At 40.8% G+C, this 14,113-nt stretch carries 12 protein-coding genes; 4 read left to right on the forward strand and 8 right to left on the reverse strand.

The genetic code is table 11. The features are described 5' to 3' along the window. Positions 1-597: a hypothetical protein gene (locus J0A69_RS03915; RefSeq protein ID WP_206585199.1), complete on the reverse strand. Its 597-nt coding sequence runs from the start codon at positions 595-597 to the stop codon at positions 1-3. A 597-nt stretch (positions 598-1,194) separates the two neighbouring features. Between J0A69_RS03915 and J0A69_RS03920 the strand changes: the two genes are divergently transcribed. Beyond that, entirely contained in the window at positions 1,195-1,905 is a 711-nt protein-coding gene (locus tag J0A69_RS03920; protein ID WP_206585200.1) for a Tat (twin-arginine translocation) pathway signal sequence containing protein, read from the forward strand. Between the two features lie 70 nt (positions 1,906-1,975). Here J0A69_RS03920 and J0A69_RS03925 read toward each other — a convergent pair whose 3' ends face one another. Together J0A69_RS03925 and J0A69_RS03930 are read right to left on the reverse strand one after the other, a co-directional pair. Further along, the gene (locus J0A69_RS03925; RefSeq protein WP_206585201.1) at positions 1,976-4,159 is read right to left on the reverse strand and encodes a xanthine dehydrogenase family protein molybdopterin-binding subunit; all 2,184 of its coding nucleotides are present in this window, start codon (positions 4,157-4,159) and stop codon (positions 1,976-1,978) included. Between the two features lie 3 nt (positions 4,160-4,162). Further along, positions 4,163-4,624, reverse strand: a complete 462-nt coding sequence (locus J0A69_RS03930) for a (2Fe-2S)-binding protein (protein ID WP_206585202.1) — start codon at positions 4,622-4,624, stop codon at positions 4,163-4,165. A gap of 313 nt (positions 4,625-4,937) precedes the next feature. Between J0A69_RS03930 and J0A69_RS03935 the strand changes: the two genes are divergently transcribed. Genes J0A69_RS03935 through alr form a run of 3 tightly spaced genes read left to right on the forward strand, consistent with a single transcriptional unit; the run spans position 4,938 to position 9,314 of the window. Further along, on the forward strand, positions 4,938-6,161 hold the full coding sequence (locus J0A69_RS03935) for an ATP-grasp domain-containing protein (protein ID WP_206585203.1): 1,224 nt from the start codon (positions 4,938-4,940) through the stop codon (positions 6,159-6,161). Between the two features lie 13 nt (positions 6,162-6,174). Beyond that, on the forward strand, positions 6,175-8,163 hold the full coding sequence (locus J0A69_RS03940; protein WP_206585204.1) for a hypothetical protein: 1,989 nt from the start codon (positions 6,175-6,177) through the stop codon (positions 8,161-8,163). Next, complete coding sequence (alr, locus tag J0A69_RS03945) at positions 8,136-9,314, forward strand: alanine racemase (RefSeq protein WP_236032614.1); 1,179 nt, start codon at positions 8,136-8,138, stop codon at positions 9,312-9,314. Before J0A69_RS03940 ends, alr begins: the two co-directional genes overlap by 28 nt. Positions 9,315-9,371: 57 nt before the next feature. Here the strand turns inward: alr and J0A69_RS03950 are convergent, their stop codons facing one another. From J0A69_RS03950 to J0A69_RS03970, 5 genes are all read right to left on the reverse strand, one after another. Next, the gene (locus tag J0A69_RS03950; protein ID WP_206585205.1) at positions 9,372-10,541 is read right to left on the reverse strand and encodes an alpha/beta hydrolase-fold protein; all 1,170 of its coding nucleotides are present in this window, start codon (positions 10,539-10,541) and stop codon (positions 9,372-9,374) included. A 105-nt stretch (positions 10,542-10,646) separates the two neighbouring features. After that, complete coding sequence (locus tag J0A69_RS03955; protein WP_206585206.1) at positions 10,647-11,363, reverse strand: hypothetical protein; 717 nt, start codon at positions 11,361-11,363, stop codon at positions 10,647-10,649. 2 nt (positions 11,364-11,365) lie between these two features. Then, positions 11,366-12,520, reverse strand: coding sequence for a serine hydrolase domain-containing protein (locus J0A69_RS03960; RefSeq protein WP_206585207.1), 1,155 nt, complete (start codon positions 12,518-12,520; stop codon positions 11,366-11,368). Positions 12,521-12,620: 100 nt separating this feature from the next. Then, positions 12,621-13,415 carry a LytR/AlgR family response regulator transcription factor gene (locus J0A69_RS03965; protein WP_206585208.1) on the reverse strand — a complete coding sequence of 265 codons (795 nt, stop codon included), beginning with the start codon at positions 13,413-13,415 and terminating at the stop codon, positions 12,621-12,623. Positions 13,416-13,577: 162 nt separating this feature from the next. Further along, on the reverse strand, positions 13,578-14,111 hold the full coding sequence (locus J0A69_RS03970; RefSeq protein WP_206585209.1) for a dihydrofolate reductase family protein: 534 nt from the start codon (positions 14,109-14,111) through the stop codon (positions 13,578-13,580). Positions 14,112-14,113 lie beyond the last annotated feature (2 nt).

Here is a 14,113-nt window from a genome sequence, read left to right on the forward strand (position 1 = left end):
TTAAGCCATATGACTGACCACATTTGCAAAGCCTGCTGCCCAAATGATAAACCCAACAGCTATTTGCCATTTTAGCTTTTTATGATACCAAATAAAAAGTCCATATATCAGGACAAAAAACAGGATCCATTCTAATCCGAAATCTCCAAATAAATGTCCCACGGCACGGTCCCAAGCGGGTTGAATAAGCATGAATGACCCCAACATAATATTTGCCTTGTGTTTATTTGTATCTTTTTTTCTGTTGTAATAGGCTAATCCAATTAAAATCGATCCAAAAACAAGTTGGCTAAAAACCATGATAGATAATGGCGCGAATTCTTTGAGGTAAAGGGGTAAGGTACTTAAGAGAAAACCTATGTAAATCAAAAAACCGATTTTCCCCGCTTTTTTATGGGCAGTTATATTTCCTTTTCTGATAAGTCCATTTTGAACAACCAGCATAGTAAACCAGCTAAATGCAAAAAATGCATGGATGAGAAATTTGGGTTGTGAGTTACTTGGTTGATGAATGTCAGTTAGCCAATTATCAGAAAAACCTATGACCATAATTATCCAAAGTACTATGCTGAGGACTATGAAGAAGTATTTTCTCATTTTATCAGATGTTTTTAAGTTTTTTTCAAATCCTACGGTTTATTTCATTCTAATTTCTTCCTCAAGTCCAGTCTATTATTTTGTAAAATACTCATTTTTAGGAATATCCATCAATATTTTGGTACTATGCAATTAGGGGTTTATTGAATCCTAGTGAAAAGGCGTTTTGTATTCTATTCATTTTTCCTCTTCCCTTTTTAGCCAGTTTTCTGTCCAAGCAAAAACTTAAAGATTGTCGAATAATTGATCTTTTGAACCAATACAATGGAGTAATTTTTCGGCCTATTTATCTGGTTTTCAGTACATCTAATCATATCACACAATTGTGTGATTTTTAAAAATCACTCATTAGAGTGTAGTATGCCCTTTGTCTTCTTCCCAACTTTGAGCAATCAGAAATTACTTTTTTGACCTGAAGAAAAGGGCTTCTGGTATCAAGCTTTCAAATTCAATTTTAAACAAAAGGGTAAAGAGGAATTAGGACTATCTGGTAAATCAGGGAAAGATCTAGGTTTGATATAGATCATTTTGCGGCTAAGAAGTCTCTTCCTCGAAAAGGCATTTTTAATCAATTCAAATCTCAAAACATTATTTATCATGAAAGAGGAAACATTACAATCACGCAGAAATTTTATTGGACTATTCGCCACAGGTGCCGTTGCAACGGGAATCAGTTTACTTCCGAATAGCCTACAGGCCAAGATCAAAACAGATTCATCTCCTGATTTTGCCATGAAAAATTTGGGAGCGGGAGGAGCTGAACTGGATGAGGAAATCAAAAAGATAGGGAAAAAACAACATCCAGTTTCTTATGATATTTCCCAAGCCAATCATTGGGGATTTATCTGGTCTAATGTGTACTATATGACCAATGCGGAAACCGGAACTCCAGGTGAGCAGCTGGGGATTTTCAATGTTCTTCGCCACCATGGGATGTTATTTGCCCTGAATGATCAGACAATTGCAAAATACAAGTTGGGTGAATTTTTTGGTTTCAATGACCCTATCACCAAGAAGCCGACATTGAAGAATCCATATTATATCCCTGAAGACGGAGTATTTCCACTTCCTGGACTCGCAGGAATTAAAGACTTGCAGGAGCAAGGCGCGGTCTTCTGCGTCTGTGATATGGCTCGGAAAGTAAATTCAATGTTTGTCGCTCAGAAAATGGGCTTGAACCAAGAGGAGGTATATCAGGATTTTGTAGCTGGGACGCTTCCGGGAATCTTGCCTGCTCCATCCGGAGTTTGGGCTTTGGGTCGCTTGGCAGAAAATAAAATTGCATACATCGATTCTAGTATTGGTTAAAGAAAAAACACCTTCTGAAGTGAATTTTCTTCAGAAGGTGCTTTTGATTATTTTGAAATTGCTTTGAGCATTAAGAATTCAAAGCTTCTAAAACCCGCTCTGGGGTGAATGGCATATGCCTTAAATGTTTTCCGGTTAATTGAAGGAAAGCATTGGCAATGGCTCCTGCCACCATGGGGGTGGCTGTTTCTCCAACTCCTTGGGGAGTTTCTCCAGATGGAATTAAAACTGTTTCAATGCTATCAGGGGAATCCTGCATTCTCAACAAAGAATAATCATTGAAATTACTTTGCTGGATCTGACCATCCACTACAGAAATTCTTTCTTTGAGAGCACTGCTGATGCCCATGATAATTCCTCCTTCCATTTGGGCTTTGACATTGTCAGGTTGAATGATGGTTCCGGCATCCAAAGCAATCCAAACGCGATGCACTTTGATTTCACCAGTTTCCTTATTCAGAGAAATCTCACAAACTCCAGTACCCAAAGAACCATGTTCCACAAATGAAATTCCTTTGGCATAACCCTCAGGTGAAGGTTGGGCCCAATTGGAAATTTCTACTGCTTTCTCCAAAGTAGCCAAAGCCCTAGGAGAATTGACCATTAGCTTTCTCCTAAGATCGACTGGATCCATTTTTTGGTCATTGGCAATTTGATCTAACATGGATTCGATGGCGAATTTATTCGGGCCATGTCCAACCGAACGCCAATGCTTCAATCGAACCCCGTGGGTAGTTGATCTCCAATCGGCAAACTGGTTCGGAATGGCATAGTGATCATTTTGGATTCCACTGGCTACCAAGTTTCCTCCATCTCCCACAACTGTATGGGAAAATGCATTGATATTTCCTAAAGCGTCAACACTTGCTTTGATACGTTGCAGCGACATCGGTCGGTAAGTACCATAGCGTAGGTCATCTTCTCTGGTCCAAATGAGTTTGACGGGTTTTGGAGCTACTTCTTTTGCTAAAACAGCACATTCTTCCACAAAGTCACTAAGGCTTCTTCTTCCAAAACCGCCTCCCAAATACTGCAAATGGACATTGACATTTTCAGGTGGGATTCCCAATACTCTTGGGACACCGAGTTTCGTATCCATTCCTTGTTGGCTGCCGACCCAAACTTCTGCTTTCTGCAAATCTTCCGACACTTGGATCACTGCATTCAGTGGCTCTAATTGAGCATGATAAACGTAATCGTTTTTATAATCGGCTTGGTAAACTTTGGAAGCATTTCGAAGGGCGTTTGAAACATCTCCTTCTTCTGTGATGACCTCTCCTGCTTGATTTTGAGCTGCAATTTTTTCGTATTCCTGATAGATTTCTTCGGAATTGAAGCCTGAAGCATCTGAGCTGCTCCAATCAATTTTGAGTTGGCTTTTCGCTTTCAAAGCTTGCTCTAATTTGGAAGCTATCACACCGATGGCATAATCATAGGGAACAACTTTGATCACTCCTTCCATACCCAAAATTTCAGATTCATTGAGCAAAGTAGGTTTTGCGCCATGGAGATTTCCTCTTTCCAAAACTCCATAAACCATGTCAGGAAGGCGGACATCAATGGCAAACTGCGCAGTGCCATCAACTTTTGAAGGTATTTCTGTCCTTGGGATTTCTTTTCCAATTAACTTGAATTTATCCGGGGCTTTCAGAGGTACCTCTGATATATCCGGCATAGACTCTACCGCAACTAAATAGGGAATCAACTCTCCGTAAGTAATCGTTTTATCCGAGCCAGTATGGGAAACCACACTGTTTTCCGCACTCAACTCTCCTACAGGCACTTTCCAATGCTGAGCTGCAGCATGGAGCAAAATAGCTTTTGCTTGGGCACCGGTTGTTCGCATCGTATTGAAATAGCTATTGGTAGTTCTGCTGCCTACCGTAAACATCATTTTACTGCCCGGAGCCCAGCCCGGAGAACCGTAAGTTTCACTTTCCTGAGGGGAAAACTCCACTTTTACTTTGGACCAATCGGCATCCATTTCTTCTGCAAAAATCAAGGGCAAAGAAGTCATGGAACCCTGGCCCATTTCTGATGCAGGATTATAAATTATGATCTGACCATCTTCTGAAATCTTTACCCAAGCTGTGATAGCATGCTTTTCGAATTGTTCTTGGATTTTCTTTGAGTCTGAACAGGAAACCAGTGCAGGGAAAATCCCAGAAGCTCCAATAAATAATGCGATTCCGCTTGATGATTTTAGAAATTCTCTACGGTTCAAGGTTCCGTTATTTTTTGATGTTGAAAGCATTGCTTATTGGTTTTGGGCTGCTAATTGGATCGCTTGTACTATTCTCAAATAAGTGCCACAGCGACAAATATTTCCATTCATATGCGCCTTGATTTCCTCTTTGGATGGACTTGGATTGTTTTCCAATAAGGCGGCAGCTTGCATAATCTGGCCTGAGTGACAGTAGCCGCATTGAGGTGCCTGAACTTCTACCCAGGCTTTCTGAAGTGGATGATCTCCTTGTTCAGATAAGCCTTCTATGGTTTTGATTTTTTCTCCATTCGAAAAATCCTCCACTGAAAGTACACAGGCCTTCATAGGCGAGCCATCTACATGAATGGTACAAGCACCGCATTGCGCAATACCACATCCATATTTGGTTCCTGTCAAACCTAAATGTTCTCGAAGCACCCAAAGCAGTGAGGTGCCTTTATCTACTTCTACTGTATGATTTTGATCGTTGACCGATAGTGTATAGGATGGCATAAATTGACTTGTTTAAATTTCAAATTACTGAAAATAAGCTGTTTGGTTAGCTTCTTTTAATGATTTCCAAGTCAATCAATTTACAATTTTGATTCGAGAAAGCAGCAATTTTCATCAATCCCTTCTATTATTCTAAGATTCCTTGCACTCAGTAAAGAGATTGAAATTTAATGGAACGATCCCCGGCTTAAGACCCTTGTATAAGTGGATGTCTGACTTATCGACTGTTCTGTCCAATTCTCTTTAACACAAGCCTGTGTTGCTGGAGACATCCGAGTAAATCAGTTTTTTAACCCCTAAATCCAATTTTATCATGGCTAAATGTTTCGCATTAATGGGCTGGAGTTTGCCCGTCATAGAAAGTATGCAAAAAACAGGAAGACCTTTTGTAGTGGTTTCCTTTCCAGATTTTGAATCCTACGCACAAGAAAATAATATCCCTTTCCTTCCTTATCAACTTGATGAGTGGAGTGATACTTCCAACTCTTTAGATCTTTTTGAAAAGCTTAAGGCATTTGATGCTGATGTTGCGGTGCCACTTTATGAAGAAACGGTAGAATGGGCAGGTGCTTTAAATTCAATCTATAGAGGAGATCCTAGAGTCTTAAACAGAGCCTTCCTTTTCCGTAATAAGGCAATGATGAAGCGAAAAGCCTTGATTGGAGGTCTTCGTGTTGGACTTTTTGAAGAGGTGTTTAATAAAGAAGGTGTGAAAGCCTTTATGAAGCGTCTGAATCAGGCTAATCTTCAGTTGGACGGAGAAGAAGATAGCTGGGTACATATCAAACCTTTCGCTTCAGCCGGAACAGTTGGGCACAGACTACTTCGCTCCATGAGTGATGTCGATGAGAAATGTGAGGATAGCGATTTCCCATGTTTGGCAGAAAGTCACTTGCCAGGCCGGGAGTTCTCCTGCGAGGCCTTTATTAACAAAGGAAAAATCAGATTCCTCAATATCACAGAGTATGTGAAGTTGGGTTATTCAAACTTTATCCCTGAAGGAAGATATCTGGAAAGTAAGCGAGATCTGATCCATAAAGAAGTGCAGAAGATGGTGGACATCTTTGGAATTGAATATGGAATGGTGCATCCAGAATGGTTCCTGACAGAAAAAGATGAGCTTAACTTCGGGGAAACAGCCTGCAGAATTCCAGGAGGGCACATTTTAGAACTCTGCTCCAAATCCTATGAATTTGATGCTTTGGCAGCTTTTGTGATCTGTCATGATCCGAATATTACGGAAGAGGAACTGGATGAAATCTTCCCTGCGAAAGACTTTAAGCCTAAAAATTATCATGGAAATGTGATGATTTATCCTCAGAAGCGCCAGTTCTCAAAATTGGAAATTCCAGAGTCTCTTAACAATGAACCGTATTTCGTTGAGCATACCTTGATTGCTCCTTATGAAGGCCAGAAGTTGAGTGCTGATCGAAATGGTTTCGGGAATCACTTTGGTACGATCAATTTCAAAGGAGAAGATCCAGATCGTATGACTGAGTTGCTCAAGCATTACGAAGAGGAAGAATTTTATGTATAATCTGAAGCAATAAATGGGATTGACGACCGATAAGGTATTTATTAATTTCGACCAAAGCCTTCAAGAGTTTGTCGACTCTGGAGCACTGTCCAAAAAAGAAAAGGCCACCAAATTAGCCAGTCACATTGATATTTTGAGTTTGACTCGGTCAGGGCTTGCCTACCTCTATCATAAAAGTGTGGAGTTAGAGCAAGCTGGCTTTTTCCAAGGGACTTCCTGGAATGACCCTGATAAATTGGTTCCTTTTTTAGTGAAAGGTACGCTCAAATATGGACATCCTTCTTCAAGTTTTGAAGCCCTATCCGAATTGAGAATGCTTCGATATGCCAAAGGAGAAGATGTCCATGAGCTGCTTTCTGCCGGTGATGCACAGAGTTTCATGGAAGAAGTGCTTGTTCATAATTTGGAGTTTGCCCTGCGTGAACCGACGGAGGAAACTCGCATGCGAATGACCGAACGTGAGTTGAAAAAAGCTTTTAATCTTTTTGGTTTTATCATGTCCGAAATGGACTTGAAAGGAGTCTATGAAAAGTTGGTCGACGAAGTGCGGATGCTTTGTGAGCAGCGACCGATCCGAACTCAAAAAGCTCGTGAACTGATCAGTTTAGTGAATCGGAGGTTTGACACTTCCGGTAATTCTGAAAAAGACAAAGCGATTCAAGTTTACATCCATGCTTTGTTTTCACCTTCCAAGAACTCTGAAAAGCATCAAGACAGAGATGCATACCAGCAATTTTTGGAAACAGCCAATGAAACAGCTTTAGCCTCAGAAGCTCATGAAATGGGAGAATACATGAATGCAACTGGATTAGTCAGTGGCTACCATGCACTTCTCCTGTTACATATTGTAGAAAAGAATCCAAACTTGGTTCCTATCTGTTTGGATCTGAACGATCGGGGAATTGCCGAATGGGAGAAATTCCATGAGTTGGTTTCGGTTCTGATTCTCGAGACAGTGAGCTGGGATAACTGCCAATGCATTTATGGTTTGGCAAGGATGCTTGGGAAAAACCTGTTCTCTAGAAGACCTGTCAGAGTGGGTTTGGAAAATCTCAGGAAAATCAAAATCAACCCTCAGGTAGAAAAGAGAATTCTGAAGTCGCTAACCGATCCAGATATGGATGTGACGGCTCTTCAGTACCTCATCGGAGGGACGATCAAGGTTTTGGGTCAGCCGCTAGGAGTTGGTCAGGGAAATAATCCGACTTGCCAATCCGCAAGAGGGATCAGCATGTGGAGTCAGCATTCACCTGCCAAATTGATCGATATGATCATTACGGTATCCACCCAAAATAACCTGATCATGCGATTTGAGAATCAAAATCTGATTTCCAATAATTTGATCAAAGGCTTAGTGGACCAGCTGGATTATAATCTGGATGTGGTTTCGGTGGTTTTGGTGCCTCACTTGGACAAGATCTACAATGAAATGATGCGGCTTTCCACAGGCAGATTGGATGATCCGCATAAATGGGTCAATCCAGCCATGTATGGTCAGTGGATTCAGGTAGGTTTTGCTTCCTGTTACGATTACATGAGTAACTCCATCATGGATTATCCCGGATATCTCAGAATCTTTTACGGGGCTTTTCATCCCAAGTACAATGGAAACCAGCAAATGGTTTATCCTAATCCGGTAGGGATTTTCATCACAAGCAATAAGGGAGATATGATAGGTTTTCACGCCATTTCACTCCTACGTGTGGAGGAAACCGATGCTGCGGAATTACGGGCTTATTTCCTCAACCCCAATAACGAAGGAAGGCAAGATTGGGGACAGGGAATCCGTCCTTCGGTGCATGGTAAAGGCGAAAAACAGGGGGAATCCTCTTTGCCTTTTCATCATTTTGCTGCACGAGTTTATGCTTTCCACTACAGCACCTTAAATGTGAGAAGCAAGCTGGATGAGGTGCCGCAGGAAGAAATCAACCAAGTGGAAAAGCTAGCCAAAGAAAGCTGGGGAAAATCATATCTATGGAATCAACAAACAAAATTATGGTAAGACATTCGTCGAGAATAGAACTAAGTCAATCTTCGCTGACGAATAATATTAATTTCATCAGAAAGAAGATCGGAGAGGGAGTGAGAATTTCCTCTGTGGTGAAAGCCAATGCCTATGGTCATGGGATCCGGTCTTTTGTTAAGATGGCCGAAAAAGCTGGGGTGGGGCATTTTGCTACCGCCTCTGCTTTTGAAGCGGAAGAGGTTTTGGATGCTAAATCAGATTCCAGTGATGTGATGATCATGGGGATTCTGTATGATGAGGATATTGTATGGGCTGTGGAAAATGAAATTGAGTTTTATGTCTTCAATTATGAACGCTTGGCACTTGTGCTGGAAGCCGCCAAGAAAACTGGAAAGCAAGCCAAAGTGCACATTGAAGTGGAGACAGGAGCTAATCGAACAGGGCTGACTAAGGTGGATTTTTTGCCAACCTTGGCATTTTTGAAGAAGCATTCCAAAGAAATCGCTTTCAAAGGACTTTGCACCCATTTTGGCGGGGCGGAGAACTTTTCGAATCAGTTTAAAATCAACATGCAGCATGAGCGCTTCAAGAATTTCTTAAAGCAATGCCATCAGAAAAATATCGTACCCGAGATCCGACATATTGCCTGTTCGGCGGCGGCTTTGGCTTACAAGGATACCGTGTATGACATGGTTCGGATCGGAGTGGCCCAATATGGCTTCTGGCCAAGTCCGGATATTTACTATTCCCATTTGCAGGAAATCGGGAAGCAATCCGATGGAGCGTTAAAGCGGATTTTTACTTGGAAAACCGATGTAATGGATGTTCGTGATGTTGAGGCTGGAGAATTTATCGGCTATGGTACTTCCTACCAAGCCTCGCAAAATATGAAAGTTGCCGTGATGCCTTTAGGCTATTCTAATGGTTACCCACGAGCCCAATCCAATAGAGGACATGTGTTGATCAAAGGGAAAAAAGCCCAAGTTGTGGGTTTGATCAATATGAACCTGTTTATGGTGGATGTTTCCCATATTCCGGATGTACAGGTGGGTGATGAAGTGGTGCTAGTTGGTAGACAGAATAACAATACCATTAATATCAGCTCATTTACGCAGGTGACCCAGCTTTTGAATAATGAGATGCTGAGTAGATTGCCTTCAGCTATTCCGAGAAAAGTGGTGAAGTAGGGAAATTTACCTTTGCTTTTTTTATCGATTGGAATTTGAATTTTTTAAAATTGGGATTTATTTCCCTTGGCTTAAAATTTCAATTTTGTTTTTGGCATGTTCATGGGAGGGATTAAGATTCAGTGATTGCTGATAACTCTCAATTGCCTTTTTAGAATCACCCAGAGTTTCATAAGCTTCACCCAGACTATCAAAAGCATTGTAAGATCCAGGGAAGTTTTTAGTATTTAAGAGAAAGAAGTCTAAAGCTTGAGCTTGCTCTTCTTGGTTTCTGCTTTGAAGGAAAGTGTAAGCGATTTGATTGACCAGAGATTCTGGTGGGGAGAAATCATAGGAAAGTCGTTGGGAAATCAATTGATAGTGCTGAAGCAATTGATCCAGGCTATTTATATCTCTGTAAGAGATCCCATATCCATCAAACATGCTGGAGATGCCCTGATAAAAAGCAATCGGAGGGACAGAACCATGATTTTCATTTTCGAAATACTCCAACTTGGCAGGGAATTCACCTGGGCTTTTGCTGTTCAAAGACTCATATAATCTCACATGTCGATCACGGTTTCGGATATTTCTTTTGCCCCAGTTTGCAGTTGCCAGATACAGGTATCGTTCAAAAGACTGATCGGTTACAGCCTCGAGTTTTTGGTCCATGGTTTCCGCATCCCAAGTTCCAAAGCTTGGATCTACTGCTATAAAGGCATTAAACAGCGTTTTTTCTTTCATATAGGCATGGGTCGCCAACAGACCTCCCAAGGAATGGCCGAATAGGATGCGATAAGAACCCGTTCTGTAGTTTGCATCCAGCTCAGGAATGAGTTCTTCTTCCAAGAAGCCTAAAAATTTCTCGCCGCCTCCGGATTTATTTTCTCGGACTGTGATGATTTTGTCTGGAGTAAAGTCCCTTCTTCTATCCACATTCTGAATGGCTACGACGATCATTTCCGGAATAACCCGATTGCCATTGTATCCCGAACTCATGTAGTTTACCATCCCGGTGATGGATCGAAAATGTGCATTTCCATCCAACAGAATCAGAAGTGGATATCTTTTGTATGAGTTGCCTTCTTCATGGTAAGATTCGGGTAAGTTGACCCAATATTCCCTATCCTCGTTGAGCTGATTGGAGTGAATTTGGTGAACAGTTCCGATAGAGATTTCTTTTGTTTCTTGGGCTTTGGCAAACTGAATGACTACAAGAAAAAATAGAAGTAGGATGTTTTTACTCATGCTTTTGGGCTGGGGTGATTTACTTCCCAAATATAAAAGAGTTTTATTTTTAGGCTTTATTCCGAATTGGGATCAAAATTATTGACGGGAATTGGAAGGGGAAGGTTAAAAACTTTTTAACCTCATGTATTTCCGTTGTATACCACGATTGCTGTCGGAGATTCCAGTCATTACTAATTCCTTTTCACTCACTTCGATTTTCCAGCTTTCGGGGCCTTTATCTCCTTGATGGGGAAGTAAGGTGATTTCTGGTCTATGCCCATTGATATGCCAATAGCCCGACATCCTTTTCCCTTCAGAAGTAAAATTATTGTAAATTCTGTCCCATCGAATAAACAACTTATGCTTGCCCTCTCCATCGAATTCACTTAAAATGGATTGCCCATTTTCCGTGATTTCCACCAAATCCCAAAACCCTTCGAGGTAATCAGTAGGTGACATCGGTAATTTTTCGATGGGTACTAACATCACTTTTACATGCATGCCTTCTTCCTCACGTTCGAAAATCATTTTTTCTCCAGTAAACGAGACGTCAAAAGCTCCGAATTCATCCCCCACATCTAAATCATCTTGTGCAGCATACTTATTTGTTTTCGAATCGTAATCCCATTGACCTTCTCCATTTTGTAGCCAGCCATTACCTGTTTGGTAGGTTCCATCTTGGTTTATTTTAAACCATTTGGCAACAGGCGTCATGTTTTCTTCCCCAACCGCTACATTTTCCACTTCCCAAAATCCGATGACCTTTTCTTTTTGCGCTTGAGCAGGGATAGAAAGGAGTAAGAGGATACATCCCAGAAGGTAGTTCAATTCTTTTTTCATCTTTAGTTTATTAGAATGTTTACAATTTCTTTAGCGAGTTGGATTTCATTTGTTTTACTTCCCACATTACTCAGGAAGCTGATTACATAAGCTCCATGATTGATGTTAATGAGCATGGCTTTGTATCCTTCCGTACTCCCCCCATGAATGATGTAGGGTTGGCTTATTCCCAAATCCACCATTCTACTCTTGTTTTCTTCGTCTATGATCACCCATCCATAGCCATAGCTGAAATTTTGATCTATGGTAGCTTGGTGATTTTGCTGCATCAAGGTCAAGGATTCTGCGGTGAGCCATCCCGGGTTATCCATGACCTGGGCCCATCGGTTCAAGTCAGAAGGGGTAGAAAATATCCTTCTTCCTAAGCTTAGGTCAATGAACCGATTCTCATGCCAGCTTCCTGTCTGCTCTTGGTAGTTATAAGCTCTGGCTAGTTGTGGGATGATGACTTCGTTTTGACTTTCAGAGATCGTATGTTCTAATCCCAAAGGACGAGTCAGTTTTTCCTTCAACAGCTCTGCAAAAGGCATTTCATAAGTTTCCTCCAAAAGGATTGCTAGGAGGTGATATGCAAAATTGCTGTAGTAAAACTGCTGGCCGGGGCTGTTGATCGGCTTCAGAGTACTGATGAAATCAACATAAGCTTCATTCGTAAATCGCAAGCGCTTAAAGGGCAAAAAGAAATCTTCCTGCAATTCTTTGGGTACCCCATCATAGTCAGGTAATCCCGAACTGTGACTCATCAGGTGATGTAAGGTAATGTCTGGGTGAAAACTTCCATGGTAAGAAAATGGGGAGAGTAAATCCACCAGTTTGTCCTCCAGGTTGAATTTGCCTTCTTCTACCCCTTTTAAAACAAGTGCAGCAATCATGGATTTGTTGACCGAGGCAATATCGAATTTGGTGTCATTCGCCACGGGTATTCCCCAGGTTCTATCTGCCAGACCCAGGTAATTTTCGTAAAGAGTTTCTCCTTTTTCAGTAATTACTACTCCCCCATGAAATTGGTCTTGTTGAAAATGTGCCTGGATCAGAGAATCTATTTTTTGAGTTCGATCCGGCAAAGAATCAAGAGATCCATCCTCTTTTTTTGATTGGCAGCCGATTGATAAACTCAAGAAAATTCCTAAAAACAGCAGGTTTAAAATGTTCTTCATTGACTTTCGTTTTTTACAAATATGAAAGCCTAGAATGCTGTTTAGCGAATAATTTGGCCCTTTTGGGGCGAAAAATTAACTGGAGGGACGAAACGAATGGTCAGTTGAGAAAGAGTTCTTGAAACTGCTTGGATACAGGCAAACTGTGACCATTTATTTCAACATGCACTTTCCCTTTGAGTTGCTTGATGGCTTGAATATTTCTTCTGTTTACCAAATAACTTCGGTGCGAACGCTCAATTTCGGCATGGTCTTTTAATTCCTCTTCCAGCACTTTTAAGGGTTTGCGGATCAGATGCTGCCTGCTTTGGTTTTGTGACAAATAAAAAATAGTGATGTAGTTATCCGAGGAGTTTGCAAACATAAAGTCACTCAACTTCACTTTCAGTAGGTCTTTGCCATTTTCAGATTGGAATAGTAGATAATCCGAGTCGATCCCTTTTGGTTTGGTCATGGCTTTTAGAACCAAATAAAAAGAAAGCGGAAGAACCATCATCAGCGGAAATTCCTTCATGATCAGTCCATAGGCTTCCAGGTTCCATTCCTGCCAGTTCCAGAAATAATTGAAAAGGAGAAAGATGAGATGGCTGCCTAAAATCACCAAACCGGCATACCAGAGTAATTTATTTTGCCAGCGTGCACTTGCCCATTTTGGCTTAAGCCAAGTTTCAAATAGCGTGAGATAAGAAAAAGTAAGCACTCCAAAGCTGATACTTCGAAATAGGTGGGAATGGCCCGAATAGGATAATCCTTTTTGAATGCCATAAGCCTCAAAGAAATACAGGAAAAAGAAAACCGAAAAGCCCGATAGAAGGCCAAGAATTATTGAAAAATAGGCAGAGGAAAAGAGTTTTTTTGAATAGAAATATTCTGATGTCAGAAAGTATTTGTTCATCCTATTTTCACCAGGTTTGAAATGTTTTTCTAGTACTCGTATTATACAAAGTTCTTATGATTCTTTCGTAATCAAAGACTTTCCAATCTCGGAAACCAAGGTAAAACCTTGCTGACAGCTCTCCAATTCCTTTTTTGCAAAAATGTTTTTGTTCCTAGACCTTTATTTTTCAATACTGTAAGTCAGGATTTTTAATCCTTCATCAAATGATTCTGTTTCAATCAGGTCCAATTTTTTATTAACTGTTGATTTTCCAAAAAGCCGAATTCCATTTCCAAGGATTATTGGATTCAGTTTCATTTTCACTTGGTCAATCAGATTATTATCCAGCAGCCAGCCTGCGAATTCTCCTCCACCACATAAATAAATGTCGGTTTTTGCCGTCTCTTTGATTTCAATCACTCGAGCTAAGGAGATTTTCTCGATATGGACTGATTTAGCCAGATTTTCAATTTCCAATGAATTGGAGAAAATGAAGTGTTCCATATGAGGATATGCGGGTTGTCCTGGTTCAAGTCCAAATTGATATCCAAATTCATAAGTTCTACGACCCATTATGACCGTATTAAACTTTTTTAGGTCGGATAAGTATTTATCGATACCCTTTCCTCCAATAGTATAGCTACTGATATCATCGTTTGGCCCAGCAATGAAACCGTCTATAGAACTGGCCACATAGTAGATAATTTTTGCCATTG

It is taken from the genome of Algoriphagus pacificus (assembly GCF_017254845.1).
In the GTDB taxonomy this organism is placed as follows: domain Bacteria; phylum Bacteroidota; class Bacteroidia; order Cytophagales; family Cyclobacteriaceae; genus Algoriphagus; species Algoriphagus pacificus.